Raw genomic sequence first — 22,537 nt, forward strand, 5'->3', positions numbered from 1 at the left:
AGTATCCCCATGATTGAGGCTTTAAAGTCTTATCAACAACGTAATAACGAGCAACTGGACGCTTGGCTCGACCACTACCCTTTCCAAGAACAAAGATTAATAGAAGCAATGCGATATGCATTGCTACTTGGCGGTAAACGTGCTCGCCCTTTCCTTGTTTATGCTACCGGACAGATTTTTGGTTGCACCAATGAACAATTAGATACTCCGGCCGCTGCTATTGAGTGTATCCATGCCTATTCATTGATCCACGATGATCTTCCTGCAATGGATGATGACGAACTCCGTCGAGGTCAAGCGACTTGCCATATTCGATTCGATGAAGCGACTGCTATTCTAACTGGTGATGCTCTGCAAACACTGGCCTTTACCATTTTATCTGAAGGTGAATTGGCATCCTTTGCCAATGAGCAACGTATTACTATGGTACAAAAGCTTGCTCACGCTTCAGGTGCTGCTGGTATGTGCATTGGGCAAGCACTCGATCTAGAAGCAGAGAACCGCAATGTGACGCTGGAAGAGCTTGAGCGTATACATCGTCATAAAACAGGGGCACTGATTAAGTGCGCTGTTCAGTTAGGTGCTTTGGCAGCTGGGGATAAAGGGGTTCAATACCTACCTCAGTTGGAAAATTACGCTGATGCAATTGGACTCGCGTTTCAGGTGCAAGACGATATTCTAGATATTGTCGGTGACACGGAAACCTTAGGTAAACCTCAGGGTTCAGACGTCGAACTTAACAAAAGTACCTACCCTGCTTTGCTAGGATTAGAAGGGGCTCAGCAAAAAGCAGCGCAGCTTTTTGAAGAAGCACTTTGTGCTTTAGAGGCTATACCCTACAATACTCAATTACTCGAAGATTTCGCCCGATATGTCATCGAGCGCAACAACTAAACAGAATTAAAGCGCTAACACTATGACACTTGATATTTCAAAATATCCAACACTGACATTAGCAAATACACCGGAAGAACTTCGCCTGATGCCAAAAGAGTCACTTCCGAAGCTTTGTGAGGAGCTAAGAACGTATTTGTTAAACTCTGTGAGCCAATCAAGCGGACACCTAGCTTCTGGCTTAGGGACGGTTGAATTAACTGTCGCCCTACATTACGTATACAACACGCCTTTCGACCAATTGATTTGGGATGTGGGCCATCAGGCTTATCCACACAAAATTTTGACGGGTCGACGCGAGAAGATGTCGACAATCCGACAAAAAGATGGGCTTCACCCTTTCCCTTGGCGTGAAGAAAGTGAGTACGACGTTTTATCCGTTGGCCACTCATCCACATCTATCAGTGCGGGACTTGGTATTGCCATCTCTGCGGCTAAAGAAGGCAAAGACCGTAAAGTGGTCAGCGTTATTGGCGACGGCGCCATTACTGCAGGAATGGCATTTGAAGCACTCAACCACGCTGGTGATGTTCATCCTGATATGCTCGTAATCCTCAATGATAACGAAATGTCGATCTCAGAAAACGTTGGCGCTCTAAACAACCACCTCGCTCAGGTCTTATCTGGTAGTTTATACACTTCGATTCGTGAAGGCGGTAAGAAAGCACTATCTGGTTTGCCACCAATTAAAGAGCTAGTTCGTCGTACAGAAGAACATTTAAAAGGTATGATCGTTCCGGGCACGCTATTTGAGGAGCTAGGCTTCAACTACATCGGCCCTGTTGATGGTCATGATGTCAATGAACTGGTTAAAACGTTGAAGAACATGCGTGAGCTTAAAGGCCCGCAGTTCCTGCACATTATGACCAAGAAAGGTAAAGGATACGAACCAGCTGAGAAAGATCCAATCGGTTACCATGGCGTACCTAAGTTCGATCCTTCTCACTCCTGTCTGCCAAAAAGCAGCTCAAGCAAACCAACCTATTCAAAGATCTTTGGCGATTTCCTATGTGATATGGCAGCCAAAGACCCTTCATTAATGGCAATTACTCCTGCCATGCGTGAAGGCTCTGGCATGGTACGTTTCTCGAAAGAGTATCCGAGCCAATATTTCGATGTCGCGATTGCAGAGCAACACGCCGTGACATTAGCCACTGGTATGGCTATTGCTGGTAACCGCCCAATCGTTGCCATTTACTCTACGTTCTTACAGCGCGGCTATGACCAACTGATCCACGATGTTGCTATTATGGATTTGCCTGTAATGTTTGCTATCGACCGAGCAGGATTAGTCGGCGCTGATGGTCAAACTCACCAAGGTGCCTTCGACTTAAGCTTTATGCGCTGCATCCCTAACATGGTCATCATGGCACCAAGTGATGAAAATGAATGTCGCCAGATGCTCTACACTGGTCACATGCACAATGGTCCAAGCGCCGTACGCTACCCACGTGGTGGGGGCAATGGAACAACACCAGAAGCTGAATTTACCGCTCTAGAAATCGGCAAAGGTCGCATCGTACGTGAAGGCGAAAAAGTAGCGATATTATCCTTCGGTACTTTCTTAGATAATGCGCTTATCGCGGCGGAGAACATCAATGCTACCGTCGCTGATATGCGTTTTGTCAAACCGCTTGATGAAGCGCTAATTAGAGAGCTTTGCAATAGTCACGACGTCATAGTTACTCTAGAAGAAAACGCTATTGCAGGTGGTGCTGGCGCTGGCGTAATTGAGTTCATGATGAGTGAGAAACTAATGAAGCCCGTCCTAAACCTAGGACTTCCTGACAGGTTTGTCGCTCAAGGCACTCAAGATGAGTTGCACGCAGAGCTTGGACTGGATGTGGTGGGTATAGAAAAATCCATTCGAGACTATCTAGAGAAGTAATCTTACTTCCATATGAAAAGCGGCTTGTGAGTCGCTTTTTTGTTTTTATGAAAAAAAGGCCGCAATATTTATTGCGGCCTTTTCAGTATCTTAGATTAGGAGTAATTAAGCGTTCGCTTCACGCTCAGCAATAAATGCTAAAGCCATCTTAATGCGAGCAATAACACGCTCTTTGCCAACCAGCTCCATAACTGCATCAACCGATGGAGATTGGCCACCGCCTGTTACTGCTACGCGAAGTGGCATACCGATTTTACCCATACCAATTTCTAATTCTTCACAGACCGCGGCAATGACTTGCTCTTTAATACTTACTGTTGTCCACTCTTCCAACGCTTCTACTTTCGCTAGCGCAGCTTCTAAAGGCGCTTTAGCTACACCGCGTAGATGTTTCTTCGCAGCACCAGCTTCGAACTCAGAGAAATCTTCGTAGAAGTAACGGATTTGCTGTGCAAGTTCAACCAATGTATTGCAACGCTCACCAACTAGCTTAATGACTTCTGTGATAGCAGGACCATTCTCTGTGTTTAGCTTTTGCTCATCAAGGTGCCATTGTAGATACTTTGCCACATACTCTGGCTCAGATGTCTTGATGTAATGGTTGTTCAACCAGTTTAGTTTGTCAGTATTGAACGCAGATGCTGATTTTGAAATAGCATTCAAAGAGAACAGTTCGATCATCTCTTCTTGTGAGAAGATTTCTTGGTCACCATGAGACCAACCTAGACGCACCAAGTAGTTGTTCAAAGCATTCGGAAGGTAGCCTTCATCACGATACTGCATCACAGAAACCGCGCCGTGGCGCTTAGACAGTTTCGCACCATCATCACCCAGAATCATTGCACAGTGTGCAAATGTAGGTACTGGAGCACCTAGAGCTTCATAGATGTTGATTTGACGAGGCGTGTTGTTGATGTGATCTTCACCACGAACAACATGTGTAATACCCATATCCCAATCATCAACCACTACCACAAAGTTATATGTTGGCGCGCCATCGGTACGACGAATAATCAGGTCGTCCATTTGGCTGTTTGAGATTTCAATGCGACCACGGATTTGGTCATCAAACACCACGCTACCCTCTTTCGGATTGCGGAAGCGAATAACACACGGGTCACCTTCTTTTGCTGCTGCGTTCGCTGCAACAATTTTAGGGTGGTTCGCATCATAGCGAGGAATTTCTTTGTTCGCTTCTTGCTCTGCACGAATCTCTTCTAGCAACTCTTTCGGCGCATAACATTTATATGCTTTGTCTTCCGCAAGTAGCTTATCAACCATTTCATTGTATCGATCAAAACGCTTAGATTGGTAATAAGGACCCTCGTCCCATTCCAAACCCATCCACTGCATGCCTTCCAAGATCGCATCCACTGCTTGTTGCGAGTTACGCTCTAGATCGGTGTCTTCGATACGAAGAACGAATTCGCCGCCTTGGTTTTTAGCAAATAGCCAAGAATACAGTGCAGTACGTGCACCACCGACATGAAGATAGCCTGTAGGGCTAGGAGCAAAACGTGTTTTAACCGTCATCGAATGTACCTTGTTGTCAACGTCGCACGATGCGCTTCATCGTGCGTTGCAAATTTGGGCGCTATTTTATCACCTTAAGCTAAATCTACAATCAATAGCTTGACCTTACCCTTGCGGTAAGGTTTATCGTTAGTCACAGTTCAATATTTCTTCGAGGTGTTTTATGAATCAATATACGCTAAATCTATCAGGACTCTCCTGCATGGGGTGCGTGAATAAGCTGCAAAAAGCACTCGATGCCTCCCCGCTATCGATGGATATCAAAACACTCACCACTGAACAACTTATCGTGGAGAGTTCGTCGGATGTCCAAGAGATTATTTCCATAGTCCAATCCCTTAACTACCATGCCATTCCTGTATGGCACTTTGCACTTTCAGGCCTGAACTGCGGAAAATGTGTAGCGAAATTGCGCACTCAACTTGAATCATTGGAAGATTGCGAAATTCTCTCTTTGAGTAAATCAGAGTTGACCATTGCAACATTAGATAATCCGCTAACTATTATCGATAGCGTAGAAGCTGTCGGATATCAAGCAAAGCAAGAGGCTAATTCTACCAGCGGCAATGACCTTGATACGTCTACGCAAAGCGAAAGTATTGAGCCTATTTCTCCTGATATCTCGTTGCTAAACGAGTCAAATGACGAACTGCTGTTAACACAAGAAGGCTACAGACTTCATTACCTGATTCATGGAATGACTTGTGCAAGCTGTGTGAGCTCAGTAGAGAAAGCACTAGCCAGTGTTGATGGCGTCGAGAACGCTCGCGTTAACCTTGCTGAACAAAGTGCTTTGGTAGTAGCTTCCAAAGATGTAGAAAGCATCAATGACGCTTTGCTCGCTGCGGTTTCGAGTGCTGGTTATCAAGGGGAGCTAGTTCAAGACTTAGCCACAAGCCAAAGTCAGCAACAGCAAGCACTTTTAGACCATCAAGCGACTCAAAAAAAACACACTATTGTTGCCTTAGCCATTGGTGCTCCGCTCATGCTTTGGGGAGTATTAGGTGGCAATATGATGATCCGCAACCCTCTAGACCAAATGACCTGGGGGCTAATTGGTGTCATCTGTTTATGGCTACTCGCTACTGCCGGGCGCGACTTCTATGTAAATGCTTATAAAGCGCTAACACACAAACGAGCAACGATGGATACCCTCGTCGCGTTAGGCACGGGCGCAGCATGGTTTTACTCTATGTTAGTGGTGGTTAAGCCTAGTTGGTTCCCACATCAATCTAGACATGTTTATTTTGAGGCAAGCGCGATGATTGTGGGATTAATATCTCTCGGGCACTACATCGAAGCCAAAGCAAAGTCTAAAACCAATCAGTCGCTTCAAGCGCTAATGAACCTTCAACCACAATATGCGACTGCCATTATTGATGGTCAAGATCAGTCTATGGCAGTGTCCGATATTCGTCTCGGGATGCTGCTTAGAATAAAGCCAGGTGAAAAAGTTCCTGTTGATGGACTTGTACTTGAAGGACACAGCTATATTGATGAATCCATGTTGACGGGTGAACCTGTGGCCGCAGCAAAAGATATTAATGACACGGTGTCTGCAGGCACATTAAACACCGATGGTAGCTTGGTTATCAAAGCAACAGGTGTGGGCGCAGATACTATGTTGTCGCGTATAATTAACCTAGTAAGGGAAGCGCAAAGCAGTAAACCTGCCATTGCCAAATTAGCAGACTCTATCTCAGCAGTATTTGTTCCCGTCGTTGTGGTTATCGCTTTGTTAGCCGCGGCAGTTTGGTTCTTTGTCGGACCAGAGCCTAGAGCCAGTTATATGCTTGTTGTGACGACAACAGTACTTATCATCGCCTGCCCATGCGCATTAGGTTTGGCAACACCGCTGTCTATTACTGTAGGTATAGGCAAAGCAGCCCAAGCAGGAGTATTAATTAAAGATGCCGACGCCTTACAAAAGCTAAGTAAAGTAAAAGTCGTCGTATTCGATAAAACCGGCACACTGACCATGGGTCAACCAACCGTACAGCGAGTATTTACATCGAACCTATCAGCACATGAGCTGGCAGAACATGAGCTGGCCAAATTGGTATTGCCATTAGAAAAACGTTCGGAACATCCTCTAGCGAAAGCGGTCACTCGATATTGGTCTGCCACTGACACAAGTGAGCCCCAACAATTTGAGAATCTTAAGGGCAAAGGGGTTAAAGGGATAGTTGACGATAAGCAAATAACCATTGCATCGCTCAATCACGTACAAAGTTTGAACATTGATACAACGCCGATTCAAAGTGGCCTCGATGAAGCAGCAAATATGGCTGCGACACCAGTGGTCGTAGTTATCGATAATTCAGCCGTAGCTGTTATTGCAATCGCCGATGAGCTTAAACCAGAAGCGGCTTCTGCAGTGGCATCATTGAAACAGCAAGGCATTCATACTGTGATGCTAACTGGTGACAACCGACATGTTGCTAACGTAATCGCTAAGAAGCTTGGTATCGACGAGGTGGTTTCTGAGGTATTACCAGATGAGAAATCCGCTCATGTAGAGTCACTCAAGGCTAAGTTTGGGCCTGTCGCTATGGTTGGTGATGGCATCAATGACGCACCTGCTTTAGCACTTGCTGATGTCGGTATTGCCATGGGCTCAGGGAGTGACGTGGCCATCGAAAGTGCGCCAATGACATTGCTTAATAGTAACCCTGCGACTGTGGCATACGCTATTTCACTGTCTAAGGCGACAGTGAAGAACATAAAACAAAACCTATTTGGTGCATTTATCTATAACTCGTTAGGGATTCCGATTGCAGCAGGGATTCTTTACCCGATTTTTGGTTTTCTGCTCAGCCCTGTTTTTGCTGGAGCAGCTATGGCACTGTCCTCTATTACCGTTGTCAGCAACGCAAATAGACTCAGAAACTTTCAATATAAAGGCTAATCGAGTTGGTTAACCGATAACGATATAGCCAATAATTACTTGTTAAAAGGATTCAATATGTCAAAGCAAACACGTCTATTCAAACTAGCAACACTGTCGTTTGCGATGGTAACAGGTTCAGCGTTTGCCACGGATATGCTCACGTATAAGTCACCTTACTGTGGCTGCTGTAAAGAATGGGTGAAGCATATGGAAGATGCTGGATTTAACGTTACGGTTGAAGAGCATAAGAATATGAACCCAATAAAAGAAAAACTAGGTATAAAGCCCGAACTCGCATCGTGTCATACGGCGGTTATCGGTGACTATGTTTTCGAAGGCCATATTCCAGCCGATGACATCAAGGCTTTCCTAGAGAACCCACCTAAGAACGCTAAGGGACTCGCTGTTCCAGGCATGCCCGTTGGTTCTCCAGGTATGGAATATGGCGACAAGAAAGACCCTTATCATGTCTATGCTTACAATGAGAAAGGTCAAGTCTACAGTTTCCGTGCTTACAATATGTAACGTGAAGCACTGATACTAGATAAACGCCGCAGCAATCGCTGTGGCGTTTATCTGGCTAAAAGTTATAAATCCCACCTATAAGAAATGCACTATTCGCTACACCATGGCTATAACGTGATACTTTGACATCCCCTTGACTCTTGTACTCAAAATACGGCTGAAAAGCGTATTTCGTTAACGTCAACCTAAACTCATGGTCCATGGTGCTGTCCGTGTATGGGTAGTATGGCCCATAAGCTCCTATGGCATGGTACACATTGTTATAGTGGATTTTCACTGGGTGCGTTTGGAACGTATAGGCAATCTTGTTATCAAATCGATAATCTGTATCCGGCTTATACCCCCAACGGTCATGTTGTGCATAAACTTCGATTCGAGTGCGATGACTCAAAGAGAGACCTTGCTCAAAGTCATAGCCGATTTTAAAGAGTGGACGGTACTGCATGGTTTCACCCACTTGCATTAGGTGTTCATATCCAGCCCCTAGCCAGAAGTTGTCCGACATTTGAAAACGCTGCTCTACCCCTAGCGTTACCAAAGGAGCTCTCACGCGGTGTCCATAGTACATGTTATGGTGGTGATGGTGACCATCACTGTGAGGCGTTGCACCAATCGCAATATCTTCTATTTTGAACTTAATCGTTGTATCCGTATCAAAAGTATGGCCTGCCGCCATCTTAGCTGTGGTTTTGGAATCATAGAGATAACTGCTATTGAACTGGATGTTACCTTCAATATATGACGATGCAGCAAATGCGCTGCTCGAGCTAAATGCGAGTGCCAAGAATGTAATTTTACGCAAGACGTTAGTCCTAACTTAGTCAGAAAAAAACGCATCTTCACGCTCGATTTACCTTGTGGCAAATTCTAACAAAGTCATGACTCTGCAAGACACAAATTGTCAAAAAATCAGATAAATACTGGAAATTCAATCAACTAGCTTAATCCTAACTTCGCTATGTAAATAAACCGTCTGAAAGACATATTTTCTGGACAGAAAAACGACAAAGGACGACCAATAGTCGACCTCAGTAAGGATAAGTAAAAGTTGCTGAGTAAACCGCAAATTTATTAAAACAAACTAAACGTTCAGATTTATATCAGCGTACCGCCTCAGTTCCTCTATAAGCGACCAAGACTTTGATTTGAACGTCCATCGTTATACTTCATTCGGAATCGCCAATCGAGGTCGTCACAAATCCCCAGATAGCTTTTCCCCATAATCCCTAACTTGTAGGCATCTTGCGCGCAGTATTCAGTTCGGCCTTTTTCATACCCTTCAGAGTATGCCGTTTCTAAAGCCGCGTCATTGACGCTTAATTCTTCAGGTGTTTTTTTCATGTAGCCTTTTTTTGACTGCTCATAACCAAATGTCTGCCATGAATCACTCGTCCCATCTGTTGGAAAAGCTGTCTGTGTACAACCACTCATAAATACAACTGTGATTAAGCTAGATACAAGAAATTTAATGTTCATCTCATCATCCTTTTAAGTCATTACTGAAAACAAGAAGTTTAGTACGCAATGACTTGAGTATTCGTTCAGTGTCGTTCACGTATTTTATCGTGTCACTCTTAAGATAAGGAACAGATAAAAAGAAATTGCGAGGCACCTCTATTCTAAATCCGAACTCAGAACAGAAAAAAGGCTCCTGACGGAGCCCTAAATATGGAAATATGAACAATCTTGGGGGATAGATTAGAAGCCGTATGAAGCACCGAACACAACAGCGTTGTTTACTGCACTGCTTCCGTCAGCATTCTTTAGGCCGTGAGCTTGGCTACGGAACTCAAAGTATGGTTGTACGCCATCACGAGTCCAAGTTGCACGAAGCTCGTGGTCCATCGTATTAACTTTATCATCGCCGTTCGCATCTTTGTCGCCAGCTACTACGTATACGTTGTTATAAGAAAGAGCAATAGGCTGATCAGCGAATTGATAAGCAATTTTGTTGTCCAAACGAACATCTGTATCTGACTTGCGTGCTTGGCCATCTAGCTGATTGTTAATGTGCACACGAGTACGGTTGCTCAAAGAAAGACCATTATCAAAGTTATAACCGATCTTAATAAGTGGGCGATACTGAATTGTTTCACCATCCTGAATCAAGTGATGGTAACCTGCTGCAAACCATAGATGATCAGTTGCATTGAATACTTGCTCTACACCTAGCGTGGTCGCAGGTAGAGGACCTTTTGTTCCTGGAGCTGGAGTTTGAGTTTTCCCTAGAGGAATAGCATCAAACTCAACTAATAGCGTAGTGTTAGAGTCAAATGTGTGGCCGGCTTCTAGAGTAGACGTTGCTTTAGAACCTTGAAGGTACGTGTCATGAAACTGAACGTTACCAGTTACGTAAGAAGAGCCTGCGAAAGCGCTAGTTGATGCAACTGCAAGAGCGGTAAGAGCGAGAACTTTTTTCATTATAACACCTATATATGCTTTAGTTTTGAGCAGCTTATGTTGCTGCCTTGATATGCTGCCGTCTGGCTTGAGCACACTATAACTAGATTTAATTCGCGCTAACAAATAATTACCCCACCAAAGTGATCAAAATCACAACAAGAAAATGACAAAAAATATAAATACATAAAAAACAGCAACTTAAAAAAGTTATATAAAATACCGTAAATTCACAAAGAAAAATTACCTATGATGGAAGTCACAAAAACTATACTCATATCGCCATATTGATGACAAAAATGTCGTAAAAACCACATCCCGTCCAAAATAACTCTTATAAAATCGTGATATCAAACGTACTTTTAGGTTTAAAACAGCATTTAATTCGCATTAAAAAAGTAGTTTTATCGAGGAAAAACAACCTAGAGCAGTAACTCTCTACTTCAACCTTGGCATTTGAGGAGCGAACTTGTGTTAGTCTGAACACTCAACCGTAGTTCAGAAAGTGGTGGATAGATTGCTTAGAGATATTTCGAGTTATATAAAGAGAGCTCACTTGGGGGGGCCTTCATTCATGAACCTTCTGTTGTTGATCTCATTTTTTTCTCATGCAGAACCGTTGTTATGGCAAGCAGACAAAGGTGAACAGCGCCTCTATCTCATGGGGACAATTCACGTTGGGGATACCAAACTCGATCCATTTTCTAGAAAAGTGACAGAAGCTTTAGATAGCTCTGATAGCCTGGTTGTCGAAACACGCCTAAATGAAAAAGTTCGTTTCCCGCAAGAACCACAACCCAGTACTAAGCAAATGTTAGACGAAGAACACTTAGCTACATTAGTTAAAATCTTAAAACAGACCTCCCTAGCTCCAACTAAAATATTGAACTTACCACCTTGGCAAGCAGCCTTAACCTTACAACAATTACAATTCCAATCTCTTAACTATCAACCTCAGTTCGGCATTGATATGCAGTTTGTTCAGTGGGCAAACACTCATCAATTACCAATAAAGGGATTAGAGAGTTTACAATTTCAAATCGATTTACTCGCAAATCAGCCTGATGACGGATTAGATATGTTGAAACAAACAATCCAAGAGTGGCCAAATAGTGAAGCAAGCATCCAATGTTTAATCGAGTCTTGGCGTATGGGGGATAAAAAGAACCTTGAAGAAGTGTTACAAGCAGAGGCCTATAACGATGACTTCTATCATTCATTCATTTACGAGCGGAACGAAAAGTGGGTAGAGATATTAAGCCAATCACAAGAATACAAAGCAGGAACCCATTTTGTGGCTGTGGGCGCTCTGCACCTTGTTGGAAAACACAGTGTTGTTGAACAGCTAGGAGAGCAAGGTTATGCCATAGACCTACTTTCCACACCAAACAAGGCAAATTGCTCGATCTCTGATTCCAGTCAAGACAACTGACTGTTATCGAAATTCGTTCATTTTACCTGCTAGTTAGAACAAAACATCGAAAACGAGCTCTTTTTGAGCTGGGAGCACGTCACCGCAAATCAGATTTCCTTAGAGTCCTTAATTACCAACTAGTTAACCATCATTGCCATAGATTGTTCTAGAAACTAAGTAAGTTAATTTAAGTAGTTGAGCGGCATTTCCCCATACTACATGATAAAACTATAGATTATTTTTACCATCTAAATCATATAGTTATTAATTTCACACAATTAATAAGTTCCACTTTTTTGGAATTAAAAATTTTTTAATTCTTACTCTTTTTTTTGATCTTTATTCTCTCTTGTTCATACTTAGGATTATCTCGAAGTGTGAGATGCCTCTAAATATTGAATAATTGAAAGGGATCGTTATGAAAATTTTCTCAGCACTAATCTTCGGCATCATGCTGACGCTTGCTCCAATCACCCATGCCTCAAACAGTTCTGCATTAGGTCCATATGTCGACTGCCAACTAAGCGATGACTCTCAAACGTATACTCCGATTGAGCGTTGCGAACGTTTAGGTGGCCAAAAACGCTTTTGATATATCAAGCCCTTGGCTGCATAGTACGAACATCAGTTTTGGACTTTTGTATTGCAGCCTTGCATCAAATCATCAACGATTGGACATGCCGAATTAGTGTCTCCCGGGCACTGAGAAAGCCAGACTTCCAGTTGCTGTTCAATAGCTTGCAACTCTGAAATCTTGCGTTTAACTTCCGCAAGTTTTTCGCTGGTTCGACGTTTAACTTCGGCACTCGTCCTGTCCGTTTTGAAGGCTAACGACACCATATCGCGACACTCATCAAGCGTAAAACCGACTCGTTTGGCCTTAGCAACAACACTTAGTTCATCAACATGCTTGGCCGAATAAATGCGATAGCCATTATCGCTTCTCAACGGTGACGAGATGATTTTCTTTTCTTCATACAGTCGGATTGATTTCGTTGTTAGACCGGTCTTTTTAGCAACTTCACTGATGTTCATATCGAACTCCACTTAGGCAAACCTACACAATTATTCAAATGATAAGTGACTCGCAAATTTCTGTACAGACGCTTTCTGCTTTCATAACAACGCTATTATTCGCGATGTAAAAAAACTAAGATGAAACAGACCCTACAAGAGAATTGCCATATTGGCAAAGTACTAAGGAGTGGTAATGAAATTAACAAAAACACTACTTGCGAGTCTAATTTTGGCACCGTCACTAGCCTACTCGTCAGTGACCATTGACGTGCCGTCTGGCATCCAACTGCTCACTGTTAATGGTAAAGACGCTGGCTACTCAAACTTTGGTTTCGATAGTAACGACAACATCGTTCTCGATAACGGTGTAAACCAACTGGTTTTTAGAATTTCTAAAATAGTTATGGAAACGGGCTCAGACAAAACCAAATTTAAATCTCAACCTTTAGTTGCAACATTTGATGCAAAAGATAAGGATATCTCTATATCCGTGCCTAACATTAAGACACTGCAACAAGGTGTAGAGTTCAATAGTAAACCTACCTTTGAACTTGTTAGCGATTCAAAGCCCCTCGTTGGCGTGAAGAAAGATCAGTTAGGTTTAACGTTTAGTCTAACTGCGGATATGGCACAAGAAGTAAAAGACTACAATCAAACCAACGCTGTTGCTAGCTTGTCACACTACTCACAATCCAAAATAGAAACCGCTGACATCCAACTTGATGGTGATGTGTACCAATCTTTAAAACGCTCTTTCAAAAGTGCCTCATACGAAGAAAGAAAGAAGTTTCTTACTTGGGCAATCAGCAACCTCGAAGAGTAATTTAACCGACTGTGCTCGCACTCGCGGGCACATTTTCATTTTATCGCGAGATCTCCTTTTCTTAACTCAACTTTATTTAACGTCCATCTTCTATATTTTCGTCAAAACAACTATTTATTAATCTCACTGTGAATTACACAATAAAAAAACGGCCCCTATTTCTAGGAGCCGAAGGTATAAGGCAGTATCAGATTGTATTTTAGAAGTAGTATTCTACGCCTAGACCCCAGCCGAATTCAGCAGAAGATTCGTCTTTAGAAATCATATAAGGACGTACATAGGTAATCGCTGAGTCATCCAAGAAATATAGTGCCTGTGCTGAAACGATGTAATCTGCATAGCCATCTGCATCGGTACTATCAATTTTAGGATCTAGATTCGCAGCATAATTAAGCTTGAACTGCCAATTCTCAACACCACTGAATACAGCTCCTAACGAGTAGCTATTCTGAGAAATTTTCGAACCATACTGTAGAAGATCATTATCGTCTTTGTCTTTCAACTCTTTATAGTCTGCTTCTTCGTATTTCCATGCACCATTAAAGGCAAATGTGTCAAAGTTCAGCTCAAAACCTAACAATCCAGCTTGCGTATCTGAACGACCATTAACTGTATCTTTATCACCAATGATTGGAGCACCAGGGTTTTGCTTCAAGAAGTTCTGGTAAGCTGAGTTGAGAGTATCAAACTTACGATCCTTACCATACTCGTAGCCACCGTGTAGAGTAAGCATTCCAACAGTATAGTGCGCCCCTAAGCCATAGAAGTTTGAGTCAGCACTTGCTTCATCACCACGACCAGCTGCTAGGTTGAATGTAAACCCTCCTAAGTTAGCAGAGTCATAACGAACCATATTAGATTGACGATCATAGCGTGCGCCACCTAGTACATCGCCACCCCAGTCAAAAATAGCACCAGCACGTTGACCTGAGTATGGCCAGTCGATGATTTCATAGAGTGGTGTCAACATACGACCAATACGTACGCGACCAGCTTCCTCGAACTCAAAACCACCGTAGGTATCACGAACACCTAGACCACTACCAGCACCGTCATCACCAACGTTACCACCTTCCAATTGCCAAATAAACTTAGGACCACGTGCTAGTTCATGTGAACCGCGTAAACCAAAGCGAGATTCATTTTCTAGTTTCAGTGGAGCATCACCGCCACCAATTTTATCTTCACCATATTGCCATACAGACAATGCAACTTGACCATAAAGATCAACTGTATCTGTTGCCGGTTTCGCTTGTACTGCACCCGCCATTGTTAAAGACGCCACTGCTGCACCGATAAGAGTGCGTTTAAACATTTTTTCCATGGAATAACTCCTAAAAATGGATATAGCTGTTTTTTATATTTCACTCTTAAGTTGGCCGCCGAAGGGTGAAATATTTCCTTATTTATTTAACCAAAAATAGACTGGTTAATTTTCCTGTCTACACCTTGTGTATCCATATTCACAAGACTAACTTCGCAGAGAAAATTATCAATTTCAAAATCAATTAAGCTAAAAAAAATAGGACGCACTACAAACTTTTACCATGGTTATTGATGAAGATCTTATTTTTCAAACACAGCTATAATGAAATGCTTTACATCCTTTATTTTCAAGGAGTTAAAAAGCCACCAACATTGCCATTCGTGATATGGATCGCATGGATTTTTTATTTAATTTAATTAAATAAAAAAACGCTATTTATACGATTGTTTTTTATTTATGACGTAGTAGAACCATCATTATTTGAACTCACTCGCAAAAAAAAGAGCCCCATATTAGGAGCTCTTTTTTCTATTCCTTAAATCAGCCGATTAATTCTATTAGGTCGTCCTCAGTTCTAATCTCAATATTGAGCTCTTGTGCTTTGGCCAATTTAGAACCTGCATTTTCTCCTGCAAATAAAATATCGGTTTTCTTAGAAACACTTCCCGTCACTTTCGCCCCTAGCGCCTGAAGCGCTGCCTTGGCATCATTGCGGTTTAGCTGTGACAACGACCCTGTTAAAACCACCGTCTTGCCCGCAAGTGGTTGAGGTGTATCTTCCGCTGGTGCTTCTACTGCCGCCCAATGAATACCTGCTGCAATCAATGCCTCAATTACTTTTTGATTAGATTCAGCAGCAAAGAAGAACCGAATATGCTTAGCAACAATCTCACCGACATCAGGAACTTCAATCAACTGATCATGAGTCGCGTTCATCACATTTTCTAAAGTTTCAAAATGCGTTGATAGATTCGCAGCGGTGGCTTCACCAACTTCACGAATCCCCAGTGAGTACAGGAATCTCGCTAGTGTGGTTTCTTTTGACACATTTAGGGCATTGACAACATTCTGTGCGGACTTCGGCCCCATACGCTCTAAAATAGTGAGTTGCCCCGCAGATAACTTGAACAAATCTGCTGGTGTCTCGACCATTTCTTTGTCTACAAGCTGCTCTATCACTTTCTCCCCAAGACCATCAACGTCTAAAGCCTTACGAGAAACAAAGTGTTTTAGTGCTTCTTTACGCTGTGCTTGGCAAACCAAGCCACCAGTACAACGGGCTACTGCTTCTCCTTCAATCCGTTCAATCAGAGATGCACATACCGGACACTCAGAAGGAAAAACGATTTCTTTCGCATCCGCAGGTCGACGCTCTGGCACATAAGAAACAATTTGAGGAATAACATCCCCTGCACGGCGAATAATAACACTATCACCAACCTTCACACCCAAACGCTCAATTTCATCGGCATTATGCAAGGTAGCATTGCTCACCGTCACGCCACCAACAAACACTGGCTCTAGCTTCGCAACAGGGGTAATGGCTCCGGTGCGTCCAACCTGAAACTCGACAGAGTTCAGTACGGTAATTTCTTCTTGAGCGGGGAATTTGTAGGCAATCGCCCAGCGAGGGGCTCGAGCCACAAAACCTAACTGCTCTTGTAGGGCAATGTCGTCAACTTTAATGACGACGCCATCTATTTCATATTCAAGCTCATCACGCTTTTCTTGGATCGCTTTGTGGTAGGCTTTAACTTCTTCAATACTGTTAACGCGTTTGGTTTCAGGCCCCATTGGAAAGCCTAAAGATTTGAGTTTTAGAAAACGATCAAAATGACTTGCTGGTAACTCGGTACCTTCAACAATGCCCAGACTATAGGCATAGAAGCTTAAAGGACGAGTTGCGGTGATACGAGAGTCTAATTGACGTAAACTACCTGCTGCCGCATTTCTTGGGTTTACAAACACTTTCTCACCTTTTCTTTCGGCAAGTTCGTTAAGTTTTGCAAACCCAGCTTTAGGCATAAATACTTCACCCCGTACTTCAATGCGCGCTGGAATGTCGTCGCCTTGCAGCTTCAGTGGAATTGCACTAATAGTTCGAACATTCTCTGTGATGTTCTCCCCCGTGGTTCCATCACCTCGAGTTGCAGCTTGAACAAGTACACCATTTTCATAAAGTAAACTCACTGCTAATCCATCGAGTTTTACTTCGCAACAATAAGCGCCAATATCGGTTCGATTTACGCGATCACAAATGCGCTTATTAAAACTATCTAAATCTTCATCTGAGAAAGCATTATCCAAAGACAGCATCGGTATTTCATGTTTCACTTGGGTAAAACTGTCAAGTGGTAACCCTCCGACTCGTTGACTTGGCGAGTCTACAGTTACCCAATCAGGATGCTCAGCTTCAATAGCGAGCAATTCTTGCATTAGTCTGTCGTACTCGACATCTGGAATCTCTGGGCTGTCTTCTACATAGTACTTCACGCCATGATAGTGAAGTTGCTCTTTCAGTTCATTTAATCGTTGTTGCGACATGGTATACCTTGGTAGTACGGATAAAAAAGGCTCCCGAGGAGCCTTTTCTCTAACATAAGTGGAACGATTACGCGCTTACTTTCGCTGCGTTAAAGTCTTGAATTTGTTTACGGTAGGCATCGAGTCTTGTCGGTGTCATTAAGTTACGCTTGTCGTCAAGAACGTTGCCCCCAAGATCATCAGCAATTTGCTGCGCTGTTCTTAGCATCAACTTGAAGTTCTGCTCGGCTTCACCAAAACAAGGTAGAGTCATAAAGAACGAGATACCTTTGGTAGTAAAAGTGGCTGGATCATTATGTTGAAGCGTACCTGGCTGCATCATATTTGCCACACTAAACAGTACTTTTCCTGTGCCTGATAAATCGGCATGACGATGGAAGATATCCATTTCACCGTAAATAAGACCATTCTGGCGCATGCTATCAAACAGCTGAGTACCAACAAAATCTTCAGAACCAGCACAATGCACGTTCATCACAATCACCTGCATTTCGGGCTCTTCAGGTTCACTTTCAGCCTGTATAGGTGCACTCGATTCCTTTGCCGACGTTAGGGTTGATGCCTCAATAGGCTGAGGTTTTGTTTCCAATTCCTCGTCAGTATCATCGAATTTGTTTAGATCTAGCTGAGGTTCAAGTTTTTCAAACTCTTCGGGTTCGACATCGGTTTTGGCCGAAAATGATGGTAGCTCTTCTTCAACCATTTCTTCTGATAATGCAGAGACCGGAGGCTTTTCGAATTGTTCTTCTAAAGGTTGATGATGAATCTGCTCTTCATGCTCAAAGCTCTGTTCAGAGTGACTAGCGACATCGTCTAAGGGATCATAATTAGTCTGTTGTTGGTTCAAACCAAAGTCAGGTTCATTACGCGTTTTTCTTATAATTTCGAAATCGTCTTCTGGCGCAACGTATTCGTCTTCTTGCTCAGCGTTGTCATCCAACTTTCCTAACGGCCTATCACCGAACTTCTTCTGTCCTTCTTTTTTGCTAGACCATAGGCCATGGAACAGCAGCGCCGCGATAGCTAGGGCACCGACAATAATGAGTACGAATCGCAATTCCTGCATTGTTTGCTCTCAACGTTAAAAAATAGTCCTTAATGAGGTGAATACACCTCAGCTCACTCTACTTTACCAAAACTCTATAGACTATTAGAACACCTTAGTATAAGAAGTTTGTGATTTCCTTAAGTCTTTTTTGATATAGTCGCTAAGAAACAACAGTAGCAAAAGGTAAAAGGAAACATATTTTGAACAAAGCCAAAACCGGATTCGGTTACTTTCATCAAGGTTTTCAAATCGCCTTTACACCGGGTATCCGTCGTTATGTACTGCTACCATTACTTGCCAATATTTTGTTAGTTGGTTCAGCAATGTACTACCTTTTCTCCAACCTCAACGCGTGGATTGAAGGCTGGCTGGGCTATTTGCCTGAATTTCTCTCTTGGCTGAGTTATGTGCTTTGGCCGCTACTCGCCATCACTATATTGGCGACCTTTTCTTACTTCTTTAGCACATTAGCTAACTTTATCGCCGCTCCATTCAATGGCCTTTTAGCAGAGAAAGTGGAAGAAATGCTAACCGGTCAAAAAGTTTCAGAAGACGGGATCATGAGCGTTGTCAAAGACGTTCCAAGAATTATGGCTCGGGAATGGCGCAAGCTATTGTATACCTTGCCTAAAGCTATCGGCTTATTCTTACTGCTACTTATCCCTGCGCTTGGTCAGACGATAGGACCTTTTCTTTGGTTCATTTTTACCGCTTGGATGTTAGCAATTCAATACTGTGATTATCCATTTGATAACCACAAGGTACCATTTAACGACATGCGAATGTCTATGAAGCAAAAACAAGGAAAAGCCTACAGCTTCGGTATGCTTGTCTCGGTATTTACAACAATCCCAATACTTAACCTGTTTATCGTTCCAGTATCAGTATGTGGCGCAACAGCGATGTGGGTACAAGAATTCAAACAGCAATATAAGTAAGTGTTTCTCACTATCTAGCAGTATCCAAAGAGACTGTAGGCAAGCCATACAGTCTCTAGAACAGCTAGCTTCTATGGTTTTAGGGGCTGTCGACTAAATGTACTATGACCACATTTTGGACAATCAGAAATGGTTGTTGGGTGGTTGTATTCTGTCTTATGCCCACACTGCTCACACACCAAAATACCTAACCCTATCATTTCTCCTGAGGAATAAACGCCCTGATGCTCAAGATCTTGGAACAGCTCGACCCACTCGACTTTTGTTCTATCTGTGATATCCAGCAGACCTTGCCAAATTGAATTAGCAATCATGAGATAAAAGGGCCCGCTTTTACTCTCTTCGTAGTTTTCGGCAAATTCCTTTAGATCAGACTTCACATACGCAGAAATTAACGCCATTTCGTCCTTAGTCATATCGTTGGCGGCCTCAACCACTTGTCCTGATTTTTCAAGCACGTGCTGTAACTCTTCAGGACTGTGTTTTAGGTTGTCAACCACATCTTCAATCATTTCTTCATAACTGGCTTTACGCTTAGGCATACATCCCCCTATTTTCACCAAAGTAGCAGAACACTATGTGATTACCGTTAACGTGCATCACCTCTTCTCCCACGAAGGGTATATTGACTATTGTTGACCGGGCTTCCTTTAGGTATTCTATGACGATCTAATAGTTTCTGTGGTAACAGAACTCACAAATTCCAAGATAACCGGAAATCATCGATGCAAGAACAATATAACCCGCAAGATATTGAACGTAACGTTCAACAGCACTGGGACAACAATAAGACCTTTGTTGTAAGTGAAGACCCAAATAAAGAAAAATTCTACTGTCTGTCTATGTTCCCTTATCCAAGTGGACGACTGCACATGGGTCACGTGCGTAACTACACCATCGGTGATGTGGTATCTCGTTTCCAACGCCTACAAGGTAAAAACGTAATGCAACCAATTGGTTGGGACGCGTTTGGCCTACCTGCTGAAAACGCAGCAGTAAAAAACAACACAGCGCCAGCACCATGGACTTATGAGAATATTGAGTACATGAAAAACCAACTTAAGTTGCTTGGTTTTGGCTACGACTGGAACCGTGAGTTTGCTACGTGCACACCAGAGTACTACCGTTGGGAGCAAGAGTTCTTCACTAAGCTTTATGAAAAAGGCTTAGTATACAAAAAAACCTCTTCTGTTAACTGGTGTCCAAATGACTTAACTGTTCTAGCAAACGAACAGGTTGAAGATGGCTGTTGCTGGCGTTGTGATACTCCAGTTGAACAAAAAGAAATCCCACAGTGGTTTATTAAAATCACAGAATACGCCCAAGAGCTTCTTGATGATTTAGACAACTTAGAAGGTTGGCCTGAAATGGTTAAAACCATGCAGCGCAACTGGATTGGTCGCTCTGAAGGGGTTGAACTGAAGTTTGAAGTACAAGGTCATCAAGACCTTGAAGTATATACGACGCGTCCAGATACTCTTATGGGTGTTACATACGTAGGTATCGCTGCAGGCCACCCTCTTGCTGCTGCGGCGGCTGAAAACAACCCTGAGTTAGCTGCATTTATCGATGAGTGTAAGAACAACAAGGTTGCAGAAGCTGAACTAGCAACAATGGAGAAAAAAGGTATGGCAACTGGCCTTACTGCTATTCATCCATTGAATGGTCGTGAAGTGCCAGTATTCGTTGCTAACTTTGTCTTGATGGATTACGGAACAGGTGCAGTTATGGCGGTTCCTGGTCATGACCAACGTGACTTTGAGTTTGCTACTAAATACAACCTAGATATTCTTCCTGTAATCAAACCGGTTGACGGCAGCGAGCTTGATATTTCAGAAGCGGCTTACACTGAGAAAGGCATACTATTTAACTCTGGTGAGTTCGATGGACTTGAGTTCCAGGCTGCGTTCGATGCTATCTCTGCTAAGTTAGAAGCAGAAGGCAAAGGTCACAAAACCGTAAACTTCCGTCTACGTGACTGGGGTGTTTCTCGTCAACGCTATTGGGGTGCTCCAATTCCAATGGTAACGACTGAAGATGGTGAAGTTCACCCGGTTCCAGCAGAGCAACTTCCTGTAATCCTTCCGGAAGATGTTGTTATGGATGGCGTAACTAGCCCAATCAAAGCTGATAAAGAGTGGGCAAAAACGACCTTCAACGGTGAGCCAGCACTACGTGAAACAGACACCTTCGACACCTTTATGGAGTCTTCTTGGTATTATGCACGTTACTGCTCTCCGCAAGCTGATGATATTTTAGATCCAGAAAAAGCGAACTATTGGCTACCTGTAGACCAATATATCGGTGGTATCGAGCACGCATGTATGCACTTGCTGTACTCTCGCTTCTTCCATAAGTTGCTTCGTGATGCTGGCTATGTAACTTCCGACGAACCATTTAAGAAACTCCTATGCCAAGGTATGGTGCTTGCTGATGCTTTCTACCACACCAACGAAAAAGGCACCAAAGAGTGGATCGCTCCTACAGACGTAAAAGTTGAGCGTGACGGTAAAGGTCGTATTACGTCAGCAACAGACAAACAAGGTCGTGACGTAGAGCACTCAGGCATGATCAAAATGTCTAAGTCGAAGAATAACGGTATTGACCCACAAGAAATGGTAGACAAATACGGTGCTGACACTGTACGTCTATTCATGATGTTCGCGTCACCTGCGGATATGACATTAGAGTGGCAAGAATCTGGTGTGGAAGGTGCAAACCGCTTCCTTAAACGTGTTTGGAAGTTGGTAAAAGAACATACAGAAAAAGGTACAGCAGAAAGCGTTGACGTTTCGGCTCTATCTTCAGACCAAAAAGCACTGCGCCGTGATGTTCATAAGACCATTGCAAAAGTAACCGATGATGTTGACCGTCGCCAAACATTCAATACAGCGATTGCAGCCATCATGGAACTAATGAACAAACTTGCTAAGGCACCTCAAAACACAGCACAAGACCGTGCGATTCTTGATGAAGCTCTACAAGCGGTCGTTGCCATGCTTTACCCTATCACTCCGCATATCTGTTTCGAGATGTGGACGGCACTGGGTAATGCAGACATCGACAATGCTGTGTGGCCAACATTTGATGAAAAAGCTCTCGTTGAAGATGAGAAACTTATCGTTGTTCAAGTTAACGGCAAGCTACGCGCTAAACTGACCGTTGCTGCGGATGCAACTAAAGAACAAGTAGAAGAACTTGGTCTTAACGACGAGAACGTGACGAAATTCACTGATGGAAAAACCATCCGTAAAGTGATTTACGTACCGGGTAAACTATTGAATATTGTAGCTAATTAATTCAGTTGTCTTTATGATACCAAGAGTCGCGAAAATACTTCGCGGCTCTTTTTCAGC

At 43.1% G+C, this 22,537-nt stretch carries 18 protein-coding genes; 9 read left to right on the plus strand and 9 right to left on the minus strand.

Annotated elements, in window-relative coordinates:
* Positions 1-9: 9 nt before the first annotated feature.
* Complete coding sequence (gene ispA, locus L2W36_RS00360; RefSeq protein ID WP_236109082.1) at positions 10-894, plus strand: (2E,6E)-farnesyl diphosphate synthase; 885 nt, start codon at positions 10-12, stop codon at positions 892-894.
* A gap of 22 nt (positions 895-916) precedes the next feature.
* Positions 917-2,782 carry a 1-deoxy-D-xylulose-5-phosphate synthase gene (gene dxs / locus L2W36_RS00365; RefSeq protein ID WP_236109083.1) on the plus strand — a complete coding sequence of 622 codons (1,866 nt, stop codon included), beginning with the start codon at positions 917-919 and terminating at the stop codon, positions 2,780-2,782.
* Positions 2,783-2,887: 105 nt separating this feature from the next.
* On the opposite strand, the gene gltX is transcribed toward dxs, so the two are convergent.
* Complete coding sequence (gene gltX, locus L2W36_RS00370) at positions 2,888-4,315, minus strand: glutamate--tRNA ligase (RefSeq protein WP_236109084.1); 1,428 nt, start codon at positions 4,313-4,315, stop codon at positions 2,888-2,890.
* A 163-nt stretch (positions 4,316-4,478) separates the two neighbouring features.
* Between gltX and L2W36_RS00375 the strand changes: the two genes are divergently transcribed.
* Entirely contained in the window at positions 4,479-7,223 is a 2,745-nt protein-coding gene (locus L2W36_RS00375) for a heavy metal translocating P-type ATPase (protein WP_236109085.1), read from the plus strand.
* Between the two features lie 57 nt (positions 7,224-7,280).
* Positions 7,281-7,730, plus strand: a complete 450-nt coding sequence (locus L2W36_RS00380; RefSeq protein WP_006075234.1) for a DUF411 domain-containing protein — start codon at positions 7,281-7,283, stop codon at positions 7,728-7,730.
* A 55-nt stretch (positions 7,731-7,785) separates the two neighbouring features.
* Here L2W36_RS00380 and L2W36_RS00385 read toward each other — a convergent pair whose 3' ends face one another.
* From L2W36_RS00385 to L2W36_RS00395, 3 genes are all read right to left on the minus strand, one after another.
* A complete protein-coding gene (locus L2W36_RS00385) occupies positions 7,786-8,532 on the minus strand; it encodes a porin (protein ID WP_236109086.1) in 747 nt (248 codons plus the stop codon).
* A gap of 320 nt (positions 8,533-8,852) precedes the next feature.
* On the minus strand, positions 8,853-9,206 hold the full coding sequence (locus tag L2W36_RS00390) for a DUF2799 domain-containing protein (protein WP_006075232.1): 354 nt from the start codon (positions 9,204-9,206) through the stop codon (positions 8,853-8,855).
* A gap of 222 nt (positions 9,207-9,428) precedes the next feature.
* The gene (locus L2W36_RS00395; RefSeq protein ID WP_006075231.1) at positions 9,429-10,151 is read right to left on the minus strand and encodes an oligogalacturonate-specific porin KdgM family protein; all 723 of its coding nucleotides are present in this window, start codon (positions 10,149-10,151) and stop codon (positions 9,429-9,431) included.
* 553 nt (positions 10,152-10,704) lie between these two features.
* On the opposite strand from L2W36_RS00395, the gene L2W36_RS00400 reads away from it, so the two are divergent.
* Together L2W36_RS00400 and L2W36_RS00405 are read left to right on the plus strand one after the other, a co-directional pair.
* Positions 10,705-11,562, plus strand: a complete 858-nt coding sequence (locus L2W36_RS00400; protein WP_236109087.1) for a TraB/GumN family protein — start codon at positions 10,705-10,707, stop codon at positions 11,560-11,562.
* 400 nt (positions 11,563-11,962) lie between these two features.
* Complete coding sequence (locus tag L2W36_RS00405) at positions 11,963-12,136, plus strand: hypothetical protein (protein ID WP_236109088.1); 174 nt, start codon at positions 11,963-11,965, stop codon at positions 12,134-12,136.
* A gap of 32 nt (positions 12,137-12,168) precedes the next feature.
* Here L2W36_RS00405 and cueR read toward each other — a convergent pair whose 3' ends face one another.
* Positions 12,169-12,579, minus strand: coding sequence for a Cu(I)-responsive transcriptional regulator (gene cueR / locus L2W36_RS00410; RefSeq protein WP_006075228.1), 411 nt, complete (start codon positions 12,577-12,579; stop codon positions 12,169-12,171).
* 175 nt (positions 12,580-12,754) lie between these two features.
* On the opposite strand from cueR, the gene L2W36_RS00415 reads away from it, so the two are divergent.
* Positions 12,755-13,384 carry a YccT family protein gene (locus L2W36_RS00415; RefSeq protein WP_198557409.1) on the plus strand — a complete coding sequence of 210 codons (630 nt, stop codon included), beginning with the start codon at positions 12,755-12,757 and terminating at the stop codon, positions 13,382-13,384.
* A gap of 199 nt (positions 13,385-13,583) precedes the next feature.
* Here the strand turns inward: L2W36_RS00415 and L2W36_RS00420 are convergent, their stop codons facing one another.
* The 3 genes from L2W36_RS00420 to zipA form a co-directional block, all read right to left on the minus strand.
* Positions 13,584-14,708 carry a porin gene (locus L2W36_RS00420; RefSeq protein ID WP_006075226.1) on the minus strand — a complete coding sequence of 375 codons (1,125 nt, stop codon included), beginning with the start codon at positions 14,706-14,708 and terminating at the stop codon, positions 13,584-13,586.
* A gap of 483 nt (positions 14,709-15,191) precedes the next feature.
* On the minus strand, positions 15,192-17,195 hold the full coding sequence (gene ligA, locus L2W36_RS00425; RefSeq protein ID WP_124940699.1) for an NAD-dependent DNA ligase LigA: 2,004 nt from the start codon (positions 17,193-17,195) through the stop codon (positions 15,192-15,194).
* A 67-nt stretch (positions 17,196-17,262) separates the two neighbouring features.
* Positions 17,263-18,261: a cell division protein ZipA gene (gene zipA / locus L2W36_RS00430; protein WP_006075224.1), complete on the minus strand. Its 999-nt coding sequence runs from the start codon at positions 18,259-18,261 to the stop codon at positions 17,263-17,265.
* A 182-nt stretch (positions 18,262-18,443) separates the two neighbouring features.
* Between zipA and cysZ the strand changes: the two genes are divergently transcribed.
* Entirely contained in the window at positions 18,444-19,181 is a 738-nt protein-coding gene (gene cysZ / locus L2W36_RS00435) for a sulfate transporter CysZ (RefSeq protein WP_031495762.1), read from the plus strand.
* Positions 19,182-19,252: 71 nt separating this feature from the next.
* Here the strand turns inward: cysZ and L2W36_RS00440 are convergent, their stop codons facing one another.
* Complete coding sequence (locus L2W36_RS00440; RefSeq protein ID WP_006075222.1) at positions 19,253-19,723, minus strand: zinc ribbon-containing protein; 471 nt, start codon at positions 19,721-19,723, stop codon at positions 19,253-19,255.
* Between the two features lie 183 nt (positions 19,724-19,906).
* Here L2W36_RS00440 and leuS point away from each other — a divergent pair, with 183 nt between their 5' ends.
* Positions 19,907-22,480 carry a leucine--tRNA ligase gene (gene leuS / locus L2W36_RS00445; protein WP_236109089.1) on the plus strand — a complete coding sequence of 858 codons (2,574 nt, stop codon included), beginning with the start codon at positions 19,907-19,909 and terminating at the stop codon, positions 22,478-22,480.
* The last annotated feature ends 57 nt before the right edge of the window (positions 22,481-22,537 follow it).

Origin of the sequence: Vibrio sp. McD22-P3, assembly GCF_021568915.1 — a bacterium.
In the GTDB taxonomy this organism is placed as follows: domain Bacteria; phylum Pseudomonadota; class Gammaproteobacteria; order Enterobacterales; family Vibrionaceae; genus Vibrio; species Vibrio mediterranei.

Excerpts from the sequence above, each read along its gene's own strand:
- ispA (WP_236109082.1), top strand. The coding sequence starts at position 10 with ATGATTGAGGCTTTAAAGTCTTATCAACAACGTAATAACGAGCAACTG.
- dxs (WP_236109083.1), top strand. The coding sequence starts at position 917 with ATGACACTTGATATTTCAAAATATCCAACACTGACATTAGCAAATACA.
- gltX (WP_236109084.1), bottom strand. The coding sequence starts at position 4,315 with ATGACGGTTAAAACACGTTTTGCTCCTAGCCCTACAGGCTATCTTCAT.
- L2W36_RS00375 (WP_236109085.1), top strand. The coding sequence starts at position 4,479 with ATGAATCAATATACGCTAAATCTATCAGGACTCTCCTGCATGGGGTGC.
- L2W36_RS00380 (WP_006075234.1), top strand. The coding sequence starts at position 7,281 with ATGTCAAAGCAAACACGTCTATTCAAACTAGCAACACTGTCGTTTGCG.
- L2W36_RS00390 (WP_006075232.1), bottom strand. The coding sequence starts at position 9,206 with ATGAACATTAAATTTCTTGTATCTAGCTTAATCACAGTTGTATTTATG.
- L2W36_RS00395 (WP_006075231.1), bottom strand. The coding sequence starts at position 10,151 with ATGAAAAAAGTTCTCGCTCTTACCGCTCTTGCAGTTGCATCAACTAGC.
- L2W36_RS00400 (WP_236109087.1), top strand. The coding sequence starts at position 10,705 with ATGAACCTTCTGTTGTTGATCTCATTTTTTTCTCATGCAGAACCGTTG.
- L2W36_RS00405 (WP_236109088.1), top strand. The coding sequence starts at position 11,963 with ATGAAAATTTTCTCAGCACTAATCTTCGGCATCATGCTGACGCTTGCT.
- cueR (WP_006075228.1), bottom strand. The coding sequence starts at position 12,579 with ATGAACATCAGTGAAGTTGCTAAAAAGACCGGTCTAACAACGAAATCA.
- L2W36_RS00415 (WP_198557409.1), top strand. The coding sequence starts at position 12,755 with ATGAAATTAACAAAAACACTACTTGCGAGTCTAATTTTGGCACCGTCA.
- L2W36_RS00420 (WP_006075226.1), bottom strand. The coding sequence starts at position 14,708 with ATGGAAAAAATGTTTAAACGCACTCTTATCGGTGCAGCAGTGGCGTCT.
- ligA (WP_124940699.1), bottom strand. The coding sequence starts at position 17,195 with ATGTCGCAACAACGATTAAATGAACTGAAAGAGCAACTTCACTATCAT.
- zipA (WP_006075224.1), bottom strand. The coding sequence starts at position 18,261 with ATGCAGGAATTGCGATTCGTACTCATTATTGTCGGTGCCCTAGCTATC.
- L2W36_RS00440 (WP_006075222.1), bottom strand. The coding sequence starts at position 19,723 with ATGCCTAAGCGTAAAGCCAGTTATGAAGAAATGATTGAAGATGTGGTT.
- leuS (WP_236109089.1), top strand. The coding sequence starts at position 19,907 with ATGCAAGAACAATATAACCCGCAAGATATTGAACGTAACGTTCAACAG.